Origin of the sequence: Cohnella herbarum, from assembly GCF_012849095.1 — a bacterium.
Lineage (GTDB): Bacteria > Bacillota > Bacilli > Paenibacillales > Paenibacillaceae > Cohnella > Cohnella herbarum.
Map to the genome: position 1 here is coordinate 801708 of NZ_CP051680.1, position 14278 is coordinate 815985.

The window sequence follows — 14278 nt, forward strand, 5'->3', positions numbered from 1 at the left end:
ATTGGCTTAAGTTAAGATACCTCTAAAAGCATCATAATAAAAAGTAACAGAGCTTGAACGATAAGAAGCATTCGGGAGGATACATGAAGCGCAGACTCGCAAGGGAAATCGTGGTACAAAGTTTGTACCAGATAGAGATGAACGGCGTGACCGGCGACGAGGCCGTCAATATCGTAATGGAGGAAGCGCGTCAAGACAACGAGATCGGTACGGATGTTGCCGAACTGAAGCACATCGACGCATTCACTCGCGAATTGGTGCAAGGCGTTAAGGAAAACCAAGAGATTATTGATCAAAGTCTCGTCGTTTATTTGACGGGCTGGCAGGTCGATCGCCTATCGAGGGTTGATCGGCAAATTTTGCGTTTGGCCGCATACGAGATGATGTTCCGCAAGGACGTTCCGCCTAAGGTCGTCATCAATGAAGCGATCGAGCTGGCGAAGCATTTCGGCTTAGAAGAGAACGGGAAATTCGTGAACGGCGTGCTTGGACGCATGCTGAGAGAGAGAGAAGACAAACAATCGCAGGAGGGCGACAAGCTGTGAGCGCACAAATCATCTACGGAAAACAAATATCGGATTCGATCCGCGAAGAATTGATTCAGGAAGTCGAGCAATTGAAGCAGCAGGGCGTTACTCCGGGGTTGGTCGTCATTCTAGTCGGCGAGGACGCAGCTTCGCAAGTGTACGTAAGGAACAAGGCGAAAGCTTGCGAACAGCTCGGCTATCACTCCGAAGTGATCCGGGTTCCGGCGGAGACGACTCAACAAGAGCTGCTTGCGCTAATCGGAAAATATAACGAACAACAGAACATTCATGGCATTCTCGTCCAGTTGCCTCTTCCGAAGCATATCGAAGAAAAAGCGATCATCGACGCGATTTCTGTTGAGAAAGACGTCGACGGATTCCATCCGGTAAGCGTCGGTAACCTGATGATCGGCGACGACGCTTTGTTGCCTTGCACGCCGTCGGGCGTGATCGAGCTGTTGAAGCGGACGGGGAATTCCCCCGCTGGTAAACATGCGGTGGTCATCGGTCGAAGCAACATCGTAGGTAAGCCGGTAGCAATGCTGCTGCTACGAGAGAACGCGACCGTTACGATCTGCCATTCGCGTACTCCGAACATTGCAGAGATTGCCCGCCAAGCGGATATCCTGGTCGTCGGAGTAGGCGTTCCTAAGCTCGTGAAGAAGGAATGGGTTAAGCCGGGAGCCGTCGTGATCGACGTAGGCGTGAATCGGTTGCCGGATGGTAAGCTCTGCGGAGATGTAGATTACGACGACGTGCTCGACGTGGCCGGTTGGATAACGCCGGTTCCTGGCGGAGTCGGTCCAATGACGATTACGATGTTGATGGCGAATACGCTTAAATCTGCTAAACAAGCAAGGAGATAGGAAGGAGCCAAGCGATGGACCCGGCGCGCGCGTTAAGCATTCGCGACATTAACCGCCTCATTAAGATGAAGCTTGAAGGCGACACCGGACTCCAAGACATCTGGCTAAGAGGCGAAATATCCAACTTTACGTTCCATTCCAGCGGCCATATGTATTTTACGCTGAAGGACGAAGGCGCAAGACTGAAATGCATCATGTTCGCCTCCTATAACGCCAGGCTTCCATTCGCTCCGAAGGACGGAATGAAAGTGTTGGCGCGCGGCGGCGTTTCCGTATACGAAAGAGACGGGCAATATCAATTTTACGCGACGGCGATGCAACCGGATGGCATCGGGAGCTTGTATTTGGCTTTCGAGCAATTAAAGAGGAAACTCGATTCGGAAGGCCTATTCCTTGAACATCTTAAGCGTCAATTGCCGTCTTATCCGCGTACGGTAGGCGTAATTACCTCGCCTACAGGGGCGGCGGTGCGGGATATTCTGATCACGCTCGAGCGTCGCAATCCCGGGGTGCACGTATTGCTGTATCCCGTATCCGTGCAAGGAAAAGGCGCAGCGCCGTCGATCGTCAAAGCGATCCAAGCGATGAACGCGCATGGCGAAGCGGACGTACTGATCGTCGGACGGGGAGGCGGATCGCTTGAAGAATTATGGGCTTTTAACGAAGAGGCCGTCGCAAGAGCGATTCGGGCTTCGGCAATCCCCGTAATTTCCGCCGTCGGCCATGAGACCGACTTCACGATCTCCGATTTCGCGGCGGATCTAAGAGCGCCTACGCCTACGGCAGCCGCGGAGCTTGCCGTAAGACATACGGGCGAGCTTATGATGGGCTTGGTGCATCTGGAGCAGAGAATGACGAAGTCGCTGTCCGCTTTGCTCGGCAGGGCAAGGGAACGTTGGCAGCATGCGGCGAGATCTCCGTATTTCACGCAGCCAAGGAGAAGCTTGCTCGTTCAAGCGGAGCGCCTGGACAGGCTAAGAGACCGGCTGCAATATCGGATTCGAACCGAACAATCCCGCGCTCAGGAGCGATTATCGCGTTTGAAAGGAAGATTGTCCGCGGTTAATCCGAATCAGCAGGCGGCGTTCGCCCGCAAGAGGATCGTCTCGGCGACGAGAGGGTTGGAGCTTGCCATGAACGGTATCCTTCGCCAGCGCCAAAGCCAGTACGGCTCGATCGTTCGCCATTTGGACGCTTTGAGCCCGTTAAAGGTAATGGCGCGCGGATACAGCTTAGTATATGACGAGCAGGAGAAATCGTTGGTTCGTACGATTAACGAGGTGCAACCGGGCGACTTGATCCGCGTAAGATTGACGGACGGCAAATTGGATTGCCAGGTTTGGGGCATTCATGGGGAGGAGCGAACCAATGGCTAAGAACGGTACTGCGGGTAATTCCGCTAAAGAAAGCGAAGCGCCCGCTTTAACCTTCGAGCAGGCGATGGAAACGCTGGAAACGATCGTTGCCAAGCTGGAGAGCGGAGACGTGCCGCTGGAAACCGCCATCGAGCTGTTTCAAGAAGGGATGTCGTTGTCCCGCTTGTGCGGTCAGAAGCTCGAGCAGGTTGAACGTCGCATCGAGACGTTAGTGGAAGGCGATGGCGGATTTCAACGCAAGCCTTTCGTAGCGACGAAAGAAGAAGCCTAAGGCTTCAGGAGGCAAAGGGGTATTCACGTGACGACTTCGGTAGAAATACATACTTATTTACAGTTGCAGAAGGATCTAGTGGAAACGGCGCTGCGATCGGTTTTTGCTAAAGATGGGTCTATTCCGGTCAGGCTTCTTGAAGCGATGGATTATTCATTGCTTGCCGGAGGGAAGAGATTACGTCCTATTCTCGTTCTTGCCGCCGCGGAAGCGGTCAAGGGCGACGAACAATCGGCGGCAAAGTCGATGCCGTTCGCATGCGCGGTAGAGATGATTCACACCTACTCGCTTATTCACGATGATCTGCCGGCGATGGACAACGACGATTACCGACGCGGAATTCTAACGAATCACAAGGTTTTCGGCGATGCAATGGCGATATTGGCCGGGGACGGATTGCTTACTCACGCCTTCCACGTTGCTACGGATGCCTTGAAGCACGGAGTACCGCCGGAGCGCGTTCTCTCCGTTGTTACCGAGCTGAGCAAGTATGCGGGATTATCCGGAATGGTCGGCGGTCAAGTAGACGATATGCTTGGAGAGCAGGGCGTCACTTCGCTTGAACAATTGGAGAACATCCATTTGCATAAAACAAGCGATTTGATCGCATTCTCGCTTAGAGCCGGAGGTCATGCGGCCGAAGCGAGCGAAAAGCAGTTGGAAGCGTTCGGACTGTTCGGTCGGAACGTAGGGTTGGCGTTCCAGATTCAAGACGACATCCTCGATCTAACCGGTTCCGCGGATAAGCTCGGCAAGCCGGTGAAGAGCGATGAAAGGCAAGAAAAGGTGACCTATCCGTTCTTGATCGGATTGGACGAAAGCCGTAAACGGGTCGCGGAGTTAACGAAAGAAGCGAACGAAGCGCTAATGAAGGCCGGATTGGCAAAACCGGACAGGTTAATCGAAATTTCCGATTATTTGTTAAAACGAGACCATTAACACGAAGACGCCTTAGCCCCTATAGCGTTTGAGTTGTACCACGCTCAGTTGCTATTCGGGCTTATTACGCGTGGGCAAGTTGTCGCGTATCCACTAACGATGTTGAAGTTTGGGCATTGTTTGGAGATATGTTATACTAGCGGTAATATCCATTTGGGGAAAGCGGGGAACACCACTTGCTGCTCGAGCATATCGACAGTCCAACTGACTTAAAAAAATTAACGCTACCCGATCTTCCTCAGTTGGCTGAAGAAATTCGGCATTTTCTAATTCAGAAATTATCTGCAACGGGAGGTCATCTCGCGCCGAATCTAGGCGTCGTTGAATTGACGATCGCGTTGCATTATTTGTATAACAGTCCGCAGGACAAATTTATTTTCGACGTCGGACATCAAGCCTACGTTCATAAGATGCTAACGGGGCGGCAAAACCGCTTCGATTCGTTGCGGCAGAAAGACGGATTGTGCGGATTCGTGAAACGCAACGAAAGCGAGCACGACGTATGGGAAGCCGGCCATAGCAGTACATCCCTGTCCGCGGCGATCGGGATGGCTTTGGCGCGCGATCATCAAGGCGGCACGAACAAGGTCGTCGCGATAATCGGCGACGGAGCGCTAACGGGCGGTATGGCGCTTGAAGCTTTAAACCATATCGGTCACGAGAAACGCAAGCTGATGGTCGTGCTGAACGATAATGAAATGTCCATCGCACCGAATGTCGGCGCCATTCACAATTATTTGGGCAAAGTTCGCTCCGAGAAAATCTATCGCAAGGCGAAGGACGAATTAGACTGGCTGCTGCGCAAAGTGCCGGCGATCGGCGGCAAGCTAGCCCGTACGGCGGATCGCGTGAAGGACAGCTTAAAGTATCTCATCGCGCCGGACGGCATGTTGTTCGAAGAGTTCGGATTGAAATATTTCGGGCCGGTGGACGGTCATGACGTGAATAAATTGCTCGAAACGTTCAAGCAAGCGGACAACGTAGAAGGTCCCGTGCTGGTACACGTGCTGACCGTGAAAGGAAAAGGATATTCTCCGGCGGAAGCCGATTCGCATAAATGGCATGGCATTACGGGTTCCTACAAAATTGAATCCGGTCAAGTCGTCAAGCCTGTCGGTCCACCTATGTATACGGAGGTGTTCGGGAACGCTTTGATCGAATTGGCTGATCAAGATAAGCGAATTATTGCCGTGACTCCCGCGATGCCGGGAGGTTCGGGCTTGCTGAAATTCGCCGAAAAGTATCCGGACAGGATGATCGATGTCGGGATTGCCGAACAGCACGCGGCTACGATGTCCGCGGCGCTGGCGATGGAAGGGATGAAGCCCGTCTTCGCCGTATATTCGACTTTCTTGCAACGGGCATACGATCAAGTCGTGCACGACATTTGCCGGCAAAATTTGAACGTGATCTTCGCGATCGACCGGGCCGGTTTCGTCGGCGCGGACGGCGAGACGCATCACGGAGTTTACGATATCGCGTTTTTACGGCATGTTCCCAACATGGTTCTGATGATGCCTAAAGACGAGAACGAGTTGAGAAACATGTTAAAGACGGCTGTCGATTACGACGGCGGACCGATCGCGGTTCGTTATCCTAGAATCGCGGGAACGGGCGTCGGGTTCGACGACGAAATGAAACCGATCGAGATCGGTTCGTGGGAAACGGTACGCGAGGGTGATTATGCGGCCGTGTTGGCAATCGGACCGATGGTTCAAGTCGCGGAGGAAGCAGCCGAATTGTTGAAGCGAGACGGTATCAACATCCGGGTCATTAATGCCCGGTTCGTTAAGCCGTTGGACGAGAAAATGCTGATTGCAATGAGCAAGGAGCAGATTCCGATGTTGATCGCCGAAGAAGGGACGATTCAAGGCGGCTTAGGTAGCGCGATTCTTGAATTTTACGCCATGCAAGGGATTAATCCCGCTTCCATCCGTCTTGCGGGTGTACCCGACAGGTTCATCGAGCATGCAACGATCAAGGAACAACGCGAAGAAACCGGCTTAACTCCTGAATCGATTGCCAAACAATTGGCGTCGCTCGCGGTACGCAAAAGGCAAAGGGCCACTTAATGGAAAAAACAACCGTTTCTAAAGAGCGCTTAGACGTTTTGCTTCTCGAGCTCGGATATTACGAAAGCCGGGAAAAAGCCAAAGCCGCCATCATGGCCGGGTTGGTCTTCATCGGAACGGAGAGGATGGACAAAGCGGGCACGAAAGTGCCGCGCGACGCAGCGATAACCGTCAAGGGAGCGCTCCATCCTTACGTTAGCCGCGGGGGCTTAAAGCTGGAGAAGGCGATCAAGCATTTCGAATTGGATTTAAATAACGTCGTCATGATCGATATCGGGGCGTCAACGGGCGGGTTTACGGACTGCGCGTTACAGAACGGCGCATCGCGCGTATATGCCGTCGACGTCGGATACAATCAATTAGACTACTCCTTGCGTCAAGATCAACGCGTGCAGGTGCTGGAGCGTACGAACTTCAGGCATATGTCGGAGGATCAGCTGAATGGACCGAAACCCGGGTTCGCTTCGATCGATGTTTCGTTTATTTCGCTTAAGCTCATTCTGCCGGTTCTTGCCGGATTGCTGGAATTAGGCGGTAGGACCGTTGCGCTCATCAAGCCCCAGTTCGAAGCGGGAAGAGAGCAGGTCAGCAAGACGGGCGGAGTCATCCGTGACCCTGCCGTGCACGCGAGCGTCCTTCGGGAGGTGCTTACTTCCGCGAATGAACTCGGGTTCGAGTTAAAAGGGCTCACGTATTCGCCGATTACCGGAGGGGAAGGGAATATCGAATTTCTGGCCTACTGGGTGTTATCCAAGCAAGGCCAACCTCTGCCTGAACTCACGGAAGAAACGTTAAGCCATACGATCAAGCAGACCGTCGACGAGGCAAGTTCCACGTTCCGCAGAGGTACGTCATGATTTCCCACATTTCAGAAAGTAAAAAACCGCTTTACTTTTCTGAAATGTCTCCGACATAAAAGTTCCCCCGTCATCCCAAAGGACGACGGAGGCCGTTTATGCTTGATAGACTTTGCCCGGATGACCCGGAGCTGCCGATGATCGGCCGGAGGACAAGATCCGGACCCGCAGGGCGAGCTTCGGGTTTTTCATAGCTTGGTGAAAGAGGATTATTAAGGTCCGATCTCGAAAGAAAAGAGAGCTACTGAACATCATGTCCATACAGCCCATTTTCCTCCCGTTGACGGAATGATTTGGAGGTCGGAGTTTGGATAAGTTCGGAGATTGGATCATTATGCTGGTCGCCGCGGCAATTATGGTATGGTGGGTTTTCAGACGGTTTGACCGCTGGTTGCACGAACCTCCCGGTTCGCGGCTGAGAAAACTGGCGCTTGCGGGCGGGGTAGAAGAAGACGAAACCGTATTACTTCTGAGGGAGCAAGATTATGAAGTGCTCTCGGGCAAACATCGTATCTCGCTCGGGGTTGTCTTGAACGACGGGCCTACGATGCCTACAAGGCTTTATTTCGATTATTTGGCATTTAAGGACCACAAGTATTATCTGGTTAAGATGGAACGCGCAAGACAACCGATGGATTGGACGGCGAGTGGGTTACGCGAGCGATTGCTCGTCTATGCGTTATTGTTCCCGGATTGCGAAGGGATCGTGATCGTAGCTCACGATAAGCAATTAAAAACTGTACGATTCAAAGTGGAGGCTGGCGAGGAATGAAGGGACCACGGCAACGTAAAATAAGGGAATTAATCAGTTCGCGTGAAATCGAGACGCAAGAGGAGCTCGTGGACGCGCTTAGCATGGAAGGCATGCAAGTCACCCAAGCGACGGTGTCGCGCGACATTAAAGAAATGCAGTTGATCAAGGTTCCGCTTGAAGACGGAAGATATAAATATTCGATGCCGCAAGATCAACGATTCAATCCAGCTCATAAACTCAAGCGCGCATTGCTTGATCACTTCGTTAATGCCGACTCTGCCGATAATTTGGTCGTATTGAAATGCCTTCCGGGAACGGCCGGCACGATCGCGGCGCTGATCGATGGCATGGATTGGCCGGAAATCATCGGCACGATCGGCGGAGACGATACTACGCTGCTTATCAGCAAGACGAAGCTCGAAGGCGAGAACGTACTGGGACGTATTTACGAGATGATGCAATAACGATTACCAATAGAGATTGAGGATCAAGGAGGCAATTCATGCTTCGGGAATTATCCATCCATAACTTGGCTGTTATCGAGAATGTATCCGTTACGTTTCACCCTGGTTTTCACGTGCTAACCGGCGAGACCGGTGCCGGTAAATCGATCGTTATCGATGCCTTGACTTTGACGGCTGGAGGCAGAGGATCTGCCGAAATGATTCGCCACGGCTGCGATCGCGCCGATATCGAGGCGGTATTCGATCTGCCGCGCCAACATCCCGTATGGGAGACGCTTCAACGTCTTGGCATCGAAGCGGACGAGGAAGAAACCTTGCTGATCCGCAGAGAGCTCTTGTCTCATGGGAAGTCATCGGCGCGCATTAACGGTCAGAGCGTGACCTTAACAATGCTAAGAGAAGTCGGCGAGCATCTGGTCAATATCCATGGACAGCATGAGCATCAATCGTTGCTAAGGATCGATAAACATTTGGAATGGTTGGATTTATTCGCGGCCGAAGAAATTCAACCCGAGAAATCGGTATATCGCAAGCTGTATCAGCAATATCAAGCGGTGAACAAAGAACGGCGCGAGCTGGAAGAAAAGTCGCGTCAGGGCATGCAGATGCTTGATCTGTACCGGTATCAATTGGAGGAAATCGCGGCGGCGAGATTAAAAGCGGGAGAAGATGAATCCCTTGCCGACGAAAGACGCAAGCTATCCCATGCGGAGAAATTGACCGATGCCGTTACGGAAGCTTACGACCTGTTATACGGGACCAAGGGATTAGCAGCGCTCTCGCGAGCTCTGACGAAGCTGCAGGATATCGTTAAGGTCGACCCGGCTACGCTGCAGCCGCTAGTGGAGCAATTACAGTCCGCTTATTATGGAGTGGAAGATAGCGCGTATCAACTGCGCGATTATAAAGAAGGAATCGAATTTAATCCGGCAAGACTCGCCCAAATCGAGCAGAGACTAGACCTTCTGCACGGATTGAAACGGAAATACGGCGAGACGGTCGAAGACATTTTAAGTTACCAAACCAAAATCAAAGCGGAAACCGATCAGCTCGATAATCGGGACGAACTGCTTAAGGAATTAACCGAGCAAGAAGAGGCTTTGCATAAGGAGCTCCAAACGAGCGCGGACAAATTAAGCTCGATCAGAAGATCGGCATCCAGGGATTTGTCTAAACAAATCGAGCAGGAGCTTGCTCATCTTCAAATGGAGCGTTCAGTGTTCGAGGTGAAGCTGGGGACAGCCGCCCTTACGAGTACCGGAGCGGATTCCGCCGAATTCGTTCTTTCGACCAATCCGGGAGAACCCCCTAAACCGCTAGCTAAGATCGCTTCCGGCGGAGAGATGTCCCGGGTCATGCTTGCCCTTAAAGCGATCTTCGCTAAAATCGATAAAATTCCCGTTCTTGTATTCGATGAAGTCGACACCGGAGTTAGCGGCAGAGCCGCACAGGCCATTGCGGAGAAGCTGTCTTTGCTGTCTCGCCATTGCCAGGTTTTCGCGATTACTCACTTACCGCAAGTCGCTTGCATGGCGGACCATCAATACGAAATATATAAGCAAGTGACTTCGCAAGACCGCACTCAAACTTCAGTCACGGAGCTGTCTGAAGAGCAACGCGTCGAAGAATTGGCAAGGATGTTGGGCGGGGTGGAAGTGACGGAAAAAACTCGCCATCATGCACAAGAAATGCTTACTTTGGCCGAACAACGAAAAAACGCGTAATGGCGCGAAAAAACAAACGAAAAGGAAGCTTTTTGGGAACATAAAAGAGGCAAGGCACGGTTACCTTATAGGTACGTTATCGGCGACATACAAAGAGCCGGTTCAGACTGTAGGGGAGCGTGAGAACTTGTACCAGAAACACTCCAGGAAACGTCGTTTAGGTCTCGTTGTCGTTCTTATGCTATGCATCGCCGTCTGCTCAACGCCTTTTCAACATTTCGCGAAGTTTCCCAATCAATTAAGGCTATTTCAAGGACAAGCGGTATCGCTCCACTATGCCATGCCTGTTCATGCCCAGGGAAGCTTGAATCCGCAAGTCGCCGGAATTAACGGAAGCAATCACGCCTCCGTGCGCGTCGATCTCAGTCAGCCTTTATCCATTCAACCGAAGCATAGCGGCGTAACGAACCTAAAGCTTAAGCTATTCGGTAAAATCCCGTTCAAAACGGTTCGTCTTCAAGTCGTGCCGGATTTGCGCGTCGTTCCTGGCGGTCAGACGATCGGGGTTAAGGTCAAATCAGCGGGAATTATGGTTGTCGGACATCATTTGGTCCAAACGAAGACGAACGCTAAAGTATCGCCCGGCGAGGAGGCCAAGTTACGTCTTGGCGATCTCATCGTCGAAATTAACGGTCAAGCCTGCAACGACATTTCCAAGATCGCTCCGATCGCCGAGACGGCCGGGCGTAACGGATCAGCTTTGCAATTGTTAGTGCAAAGGGGCAAGGAACGATTCAAGACGTCGTTGAATCCCGCATTCGACGAGGAAGACAAAGCGTGGCGTCTAGGCTTGTATATACGCGATTCCGCGGCTGGGGTCGGCACATTGACCTTCTACGCTCCGGATCAAGGCGTGTACGGCGCTTTGGGACATGTCATAACGGATATGGATACTCAATCTCCTATCGTCGTAGGAAGCGGAGAAATTCTGCAATCCAGCGTGAACTCCATTTCCAAAAGCCAGAACGGAGAACCCGGCGAGAAACGAGCGAATATCATTAAAGGGGGTCGTACGCTTGGCAGCGTGGAGCGTAATACTCCTTTCGGAATATTCGGTCAGATGAAGGAACTTCCGGAGCACGCGTATAATCCCGAGCCGATGCCCGTCGCATTCGCGGAAGAAGTGAAGGAAGGGCCGGCGCAAATCTTGACCGTCGTAGAGAAGCAGAAGGTGGAACGATTTAATATCGAGATCGTGCACGTCGCGAAGCAATCGTCTCCCGCAACCAAAGGCATGGTGATCAAAATCACGGATCCGAAGTTGTTGGAACGTACGGGCGGCATCGTGCAAGGCATGAGCGGAAGTCCGATTATTCAGAACGGCAAATTGGTCGGAGCGGTTACCCATGTGTTCGTAAACGATCCTTCTTCCGGCTATGGATGCTTCATCGAATGGATGCTTCAAGATGCGGGGATTATGCTAAATGCAGATCAAGCGACTTCTAAGGCGGTTTAACGCCTTAGATTTTGCATTATCAGGGAGAAGACAAACCCTTGTCGAAAATATGCGAAAAAAATCATGATTTGACGTGTTCTGACGTAAATTAAATATTATATTCGATTTTAATAAATAAATAAAGAAAAATTTTTCAATCGAGAAGGAATACCGAAAGGCGATGTCGAAAACGGATAAACAGAGAAACGATGATCGTTTTTCGTCAATTTATTCTCGCACAGAGAAAGGGAGGACCAGACATTGCCACGTATTGAAGTGTTCCTAGCAGACGACAACCGAGAATTTACGAATTTATTATCAGAGTACATCCAAGAGCAGGATGATATGACGGTCATCGGAGTCGCGTACAACGGAGAAGAGGTCATCCGTCAACTGGAAGAAACACGTAGGGTACCGGATGTCATGATCCTCGATATTATCATGCCGCATTTGGACGGACTTGGCGTCCTGGAGAAATTGCGGGATTTAAATTTATCGCCAATGCCCAAGATTATTATGCTGACGGCTTTCGGACAGGAGAACATTACGCAACGCGCGGTGCAACTTGGCGCTTCTTACTACATACTTAAACCGTTCGATATGGATGTTCTAGCTAACCGGATTCGCCAATTAGCCGGCGGTAACTCGGTTGCCTCCTCCGTAACGACTTCATCTTCTTCAAGCAGCAATCGTTCGAACATCGTTCAGATCGGCAAGCCGAAAAATCTGGACGCCAATATCACGAGCATCATTCATGAGATCGGCGTTCCGGCGCATATTAAAGGTTATCAGTATTTGCGCGAAGCGATTACGATGGTGTACAACAACATCGAAATTCTCGGCGCGATTACGAAGACGTTATACCCGGCCATCGCCGAAAAGTTCAAAACAACGCCATCCCGCGTCGAACGCGCTATCCGCCATGCGATCGAGGTCGCTTGGACGCGCGGTAACATCGATTCGATCAGCCATCTGTTCGGCTACACGATCAACATCGCGAAATCCAAGCCGACCAATAGCGAGTTTATCGCGATGGTTGCCGATAAGCTCCGGATTGAGCATAAGGTGAGCTAGGAGGCTTGGCGTAAGGAAAACACAAACACCACTTTTTTATTGGTTGAAACAAAACCAATAGGGAGTGGTGTTTTTTTGTTTGATTATAGGAAGAAGACGATTTGAAGTTTTAATTAGCTGATATCTGTTTACAGAATATTTCAACATGAAATACTTCAATGTCGCAAATGAAATCATTAGCGTCAGTGTCTCCTTAACTTCCGCGGCATCACCTCCCTCCCGGGAGAATAGCCGACCGCCCTTGTAAGCCTATTCTATTATGATTCCAATTATGGCATATTTTGTTGGTGGAACATTGGATTGTTTCTTTTTTGTTTTGTGAGAAAAATAGATAGAGTTGGAAATAACATTGTCGATGGCTAAACTTAATTCAAGTTAAATGATGTTTCGATTCTGAAGTTGCTGTTTAATCTCATATAAATAGAGAAAGCCCAAGAAAACATTGGGCGCAGGAGGTAGGAGCAATGGAAAAGATGAACGGAAGCTTATTTATTGAACGCTTATATAGGGAAGTAGGAGAAATGCTTAATCGAGAGAAAAGAGCTCAACCGGAAGATTCGCGACAATTGCGTAAGCTGGATCAGGCTTATGGCGGAGTAGAAACGATCAAACACCGTTTCCCTTCATCGGAAGCCTGGTGGGCGGAAGCTGCGGCAGGTTTAGAGGAAATCCGCGCCCAACTGGTTACGATGACCGAGAATCGACTATATACGAATTAACGCGTAATATGCAATAAGCGAAGAAGCTTGCCACAAGCCGATAACGGTTTGCGGGCAAGCTTCTTTTTTTGCTAAGAAAGAGGAGAAGGAGGGAAATCGGTTCGACGGGGTGAGATTTTCGTTCGTTGATTGCCAACCGTTGTCCGACGTATGGAGGCTCTTGTCGCTCTCGCCCGCCGATTATTTCTCTTACAATAAAAACGTGAGCAAAACAAGCGACAGGAGACGACTGCCATGGCCTTACCTACCACGCCCATCGAAAGCCATAAAAGCCGCGGAACGGGCAAATGCCGAACGCTACCGAACAAATACAAGTTGTTCCTTATGGCGTTTCCTTTTCTCGTAACGACTTTTATCTTTTACTATTTGCCGATTAGCGGGTGGATCTATGCCTTCTACGATTTCACTCCCGGCATTCCGTTATCCGACACGCCTTACGTCGGCCTGAAATGGTTTAAGTCGATCGCGCAAAATCCGACCCAGATGGAAGAGGTTCTGCGCGTCATGAAGAATACGGTAGCGATGAGCACGCTTGGCATTATCACTTCCGTATTTCCCGTGGCGTTCGCGATCTTGTTATCGGAAATCCGCACGGCCTGGTTCCGCAAAATCGTTCAGACGCTAACGACGATTCCGAATTTTATTAGCTGGATTCTCGTCTACGCTTTGGCATTCACCCTCTTCTCCGTGGATAACGGGATCGTGAATATTTTGTTGATTAAGCTGGGATTCATCGAGGAAGGAATCAACTTCCTGGCTACCAACTCGAATATCTGGCTGACTATGATCGCTTGGTATTGGTGGAAATCGCTAGGTTGGGGGGCTATCCTCTATCTCGCCGCGATTACGGGAATCGACCAAGAATTATACGAAGCCGCGGAAGTGGACGGAGCGAGCCGTTTTCGGAAAATATGGCATATTACGGTGCCCGGCATCATTCCTACGTTTTTCGTTCTTCTCATTCTGTCCATCGGCAATTTCATCAACAATGGCGTCGATCAGTATTTCGCCTTCCAGAACGCGATGAACAAAGATTCGATCGAGGTGTTGGACCTGTACGTGTACAATATCGCGTTCGCCAACAACTTCCCTTTCGCGACGGCGGTCAGCATGCTGAAGTCGGTCATCAGCGTCATGCTGTTGTTCATGGCCAACTCGATGTCCAAGATCGTGCGGGGCGAATCTATCATCTAAGGGGAG

14 protein-coding genes are annotated in these 14278 nt (G+C 50.8%); all 14 read left to right on the forward strand.

Annotation, left to right across the window (positions count from 1 at the left end; all coding sequences use genetic code 11):
* The first annotated feature begins 83 nt into the window (after positions 1 to 83).
* A complete protein-coding gene (gene nusB / locus HH215_RS03270; RefSeq protein WP_169278597.1) occupies positions 84 to 545 on the forward strand; it encodes a transcription antitermination factor NusB in 462 nt (153 codons plus the stop codon).
* On the forward strand, positions 542 to 1393 hold the full coding sequence (folD, locus tag HH215_RS03275) for a bifunctional methylenetetrahydrofolate dehydrogenase/methenyltetrahydrofolate cyclohydrolase FolD (RefSeq protein ID WP_169278598.1): 852 nt from the start codon (positions 542 to 544) through the stop codon (positions 1391 to 1393). The genes nusB and folD overlap by 4 nt, the downstream gene beginning before the upstream one ends.
* Before the next feature lie 14 nt (positions 1394 to 1407).
* Complete coding sequence (xseA, locus tag HH215_RS03280) at positions 1408 to 2769, forward strand: exodeoxyribonuclease VII large subunit (RefSeq protein ID WP_169278599.1); 1362 nt, start codon at positions 1408 to 1410, stop codon at positions 2767 to 2769.
* Complete coding sequence (gene xseB, locus HH215_RS03285; RefSeq protein ID WP_169278600.1) at positions 2762 to 3040, forward strand: exodeoxyribonuclease VII small subunit; 279 nt, start codon at positions 2762 to 2764, stop codon at positions 3038 to 3040. The genes xseA and xseB overlap by 8 nt, the downstream gene beginning before the upstream one ends.
* Before the next feature lie 27 nt (positions 3041 to 3067).
* Complete coding sequence (locus HH215_RS03290; RefSeq protein WP_375140485.1) at positions 3068 to 3979, forward strand: polyprenyl synthetase family protein; 912 nt, start codon at positions 3068 to 3070, stop codon at positions 3977 to 3979.
* A 176-nt stretch (positions 3980 to 4155) separates the two neighbouring features.
* On the forward strand, positions 4156 to 6051 hold the full coding sequence (gene dxs / locus HH215_RS03295; RefSeq protein WP_169278601.1) for a 1-deoxy-D-xylulose-5-phosphate synthase: 1896 nt from the start codon (positions 4156 to 4158) through the stop codon (positions 6049 to 6051).
* Positions 6051 to 6908, forward strand: a complete 858-nt coding sequence (locus HH215_RS03300) for a TlyA family RNA methyltransferase (protein ID WP_169278602.1) — start codon at positions 6051 to 6053, stop codon at positions 6906 to 6908. Before dxs ends, HH215_RS03300 begins: the two co-directional genes overlap by 1 nt.
* Before the next feature lie 307 nt (positions 6909 to 7215).
* Positions 7216 to 7680: a hypothetical protein gene (locus HH215_RS03305; protein WP_169278603.1), complete on the forward strand. Its 465-nt coding sequence runs from the start codon at positions 7216 to 7218 to the stop codon at positions 7678 to 7680.
* Positions 7677 to 8126, forward strand: coding sequence for a transcriptional regulator AhrC/ArgR (ahrC, locus tag HH215_RS03310; RefSeq protein WP_169278604.1), 450 nt, complete (start codon positions 7677 to 7679; stop codon positions 8124 to 8126). Before HH215_RS03305 ends, ahrC begins: the two co-directional genes overlap by 4 nt.
* A gap of 38 nt (positions 8127 to 8164) precedes the next feature.
* On the forward strand, positions 8165 to 9850 hold the full coding sequence (gene recN, locus HH215_RS03315) for a DNA repair protein RecN (RefSeq protein WP_169278605.1): 1686 nt from the start codon (positions 8165 to 8167) through the stop codon (positions 9848 to 9850).
* A gap of 127 nt (positions 9851 to 9977) precedes the next feature.
* Positions 9978 to 11306 (forward strand): SpoIVB peptidase, encoded by a 1329-nt coding sequence (spoIVB, locus tag HH215_RS03320; protein ID WP_256376692.1) that lies wholly within the window; start codon positions 9978 to 9980, stop codon positions 11304 to 11306.
* Positions 11307 to 11546: 240 nt separating this feature from the next.
* The gene (spo0A, locus tag HH215_RS03325) at positions 11547 to 12359 is read left to right on the forward strand and encodes a sporulation transcription factor Spo0A (protein ID WP_169278607.1); all 813 of its coding nucleotides are present in this window, start codon (positions 11547 to 11549) and stop codon (positions 12357 to 12359) included.
* A 464-nt stretch (positions 12360 to 12823) separates the two neighbouring features.
* Complete coding sequence (locus HH215_RS03330) at positions 12824 to 13078, forward strand: hypothetical protein (protein WP_169278608.1); 255 nt, start codon at positions 12824 to 12826, stop codon at positions 13076 to 13078.
* 234 nt (positions 13079 to 13312) lie between these two features.
* Entirely contained in the window at positions 13313 to 14272 is a 960-nt protein-coding gene (locus tag HH215_RS03335) for an ABC transporter permease (RefSeq protein WP_169278609.1), read from the forward strand.
* Positions 14273 to 14278 lie beyond the last annotated feature (6 nt).

Bases quoted from the DNA above. Each gene is read 5' to 3' on its own strand.
- nusB (WP_169278597.1), top strand. From the start codon at position 84: ATGAAGCGCAGACTCGCAAGGGAAATCGTGGTACAAAGTTTGTACCAG.
- xseA (WP_169278599.1), top strand. From the start codon at position 1,408: ATGGACCCGGCGCGCGCGTTAAGCATTCGCGACATTAACCGCCTCATT.
- xseB (WP_169278600.1), top strand. From the start codon at position 2,762: ATGGCTAAGAACGGTACTGCGGGTAATTCCGCTAAAGAAAGCGAAGCG.
- HH215_RS03300 (WP_169278602.1), top strand. From the start codon at position 6,051: ATGGAAAAAACAACCGTTTCTAAAGAGCGCTTAGACGTTTTGCTTCTC.
- ahrC (WP_169278604.1), top strand. From the start codon at position 7,677: ATGAAGGGACCACGGCAACGTAAAATAAGGGAATTAATCAGTTCGCGT.
- recN (WP_169278605.1), top strand. From the start codon at position 8,165: ATGCTTCGGGAATTATCCATCCATAACTTGGCTGTTATCGAGAATGTA.
- HH215_RS03330 (WP_169278608.1), top strand. From the start codon at position 12,824: ATGGAAAAGATGAACGGAAGCTTATTTATTGAACGCTTATATAGGGAA.
- HH215_RS03335 (WP_169278609.1), top strand. From the start codon at position 13,313: ATGGCCTTACCTACCACGCCCATCGAAAGCCATAAAAGCCGCGGAACG.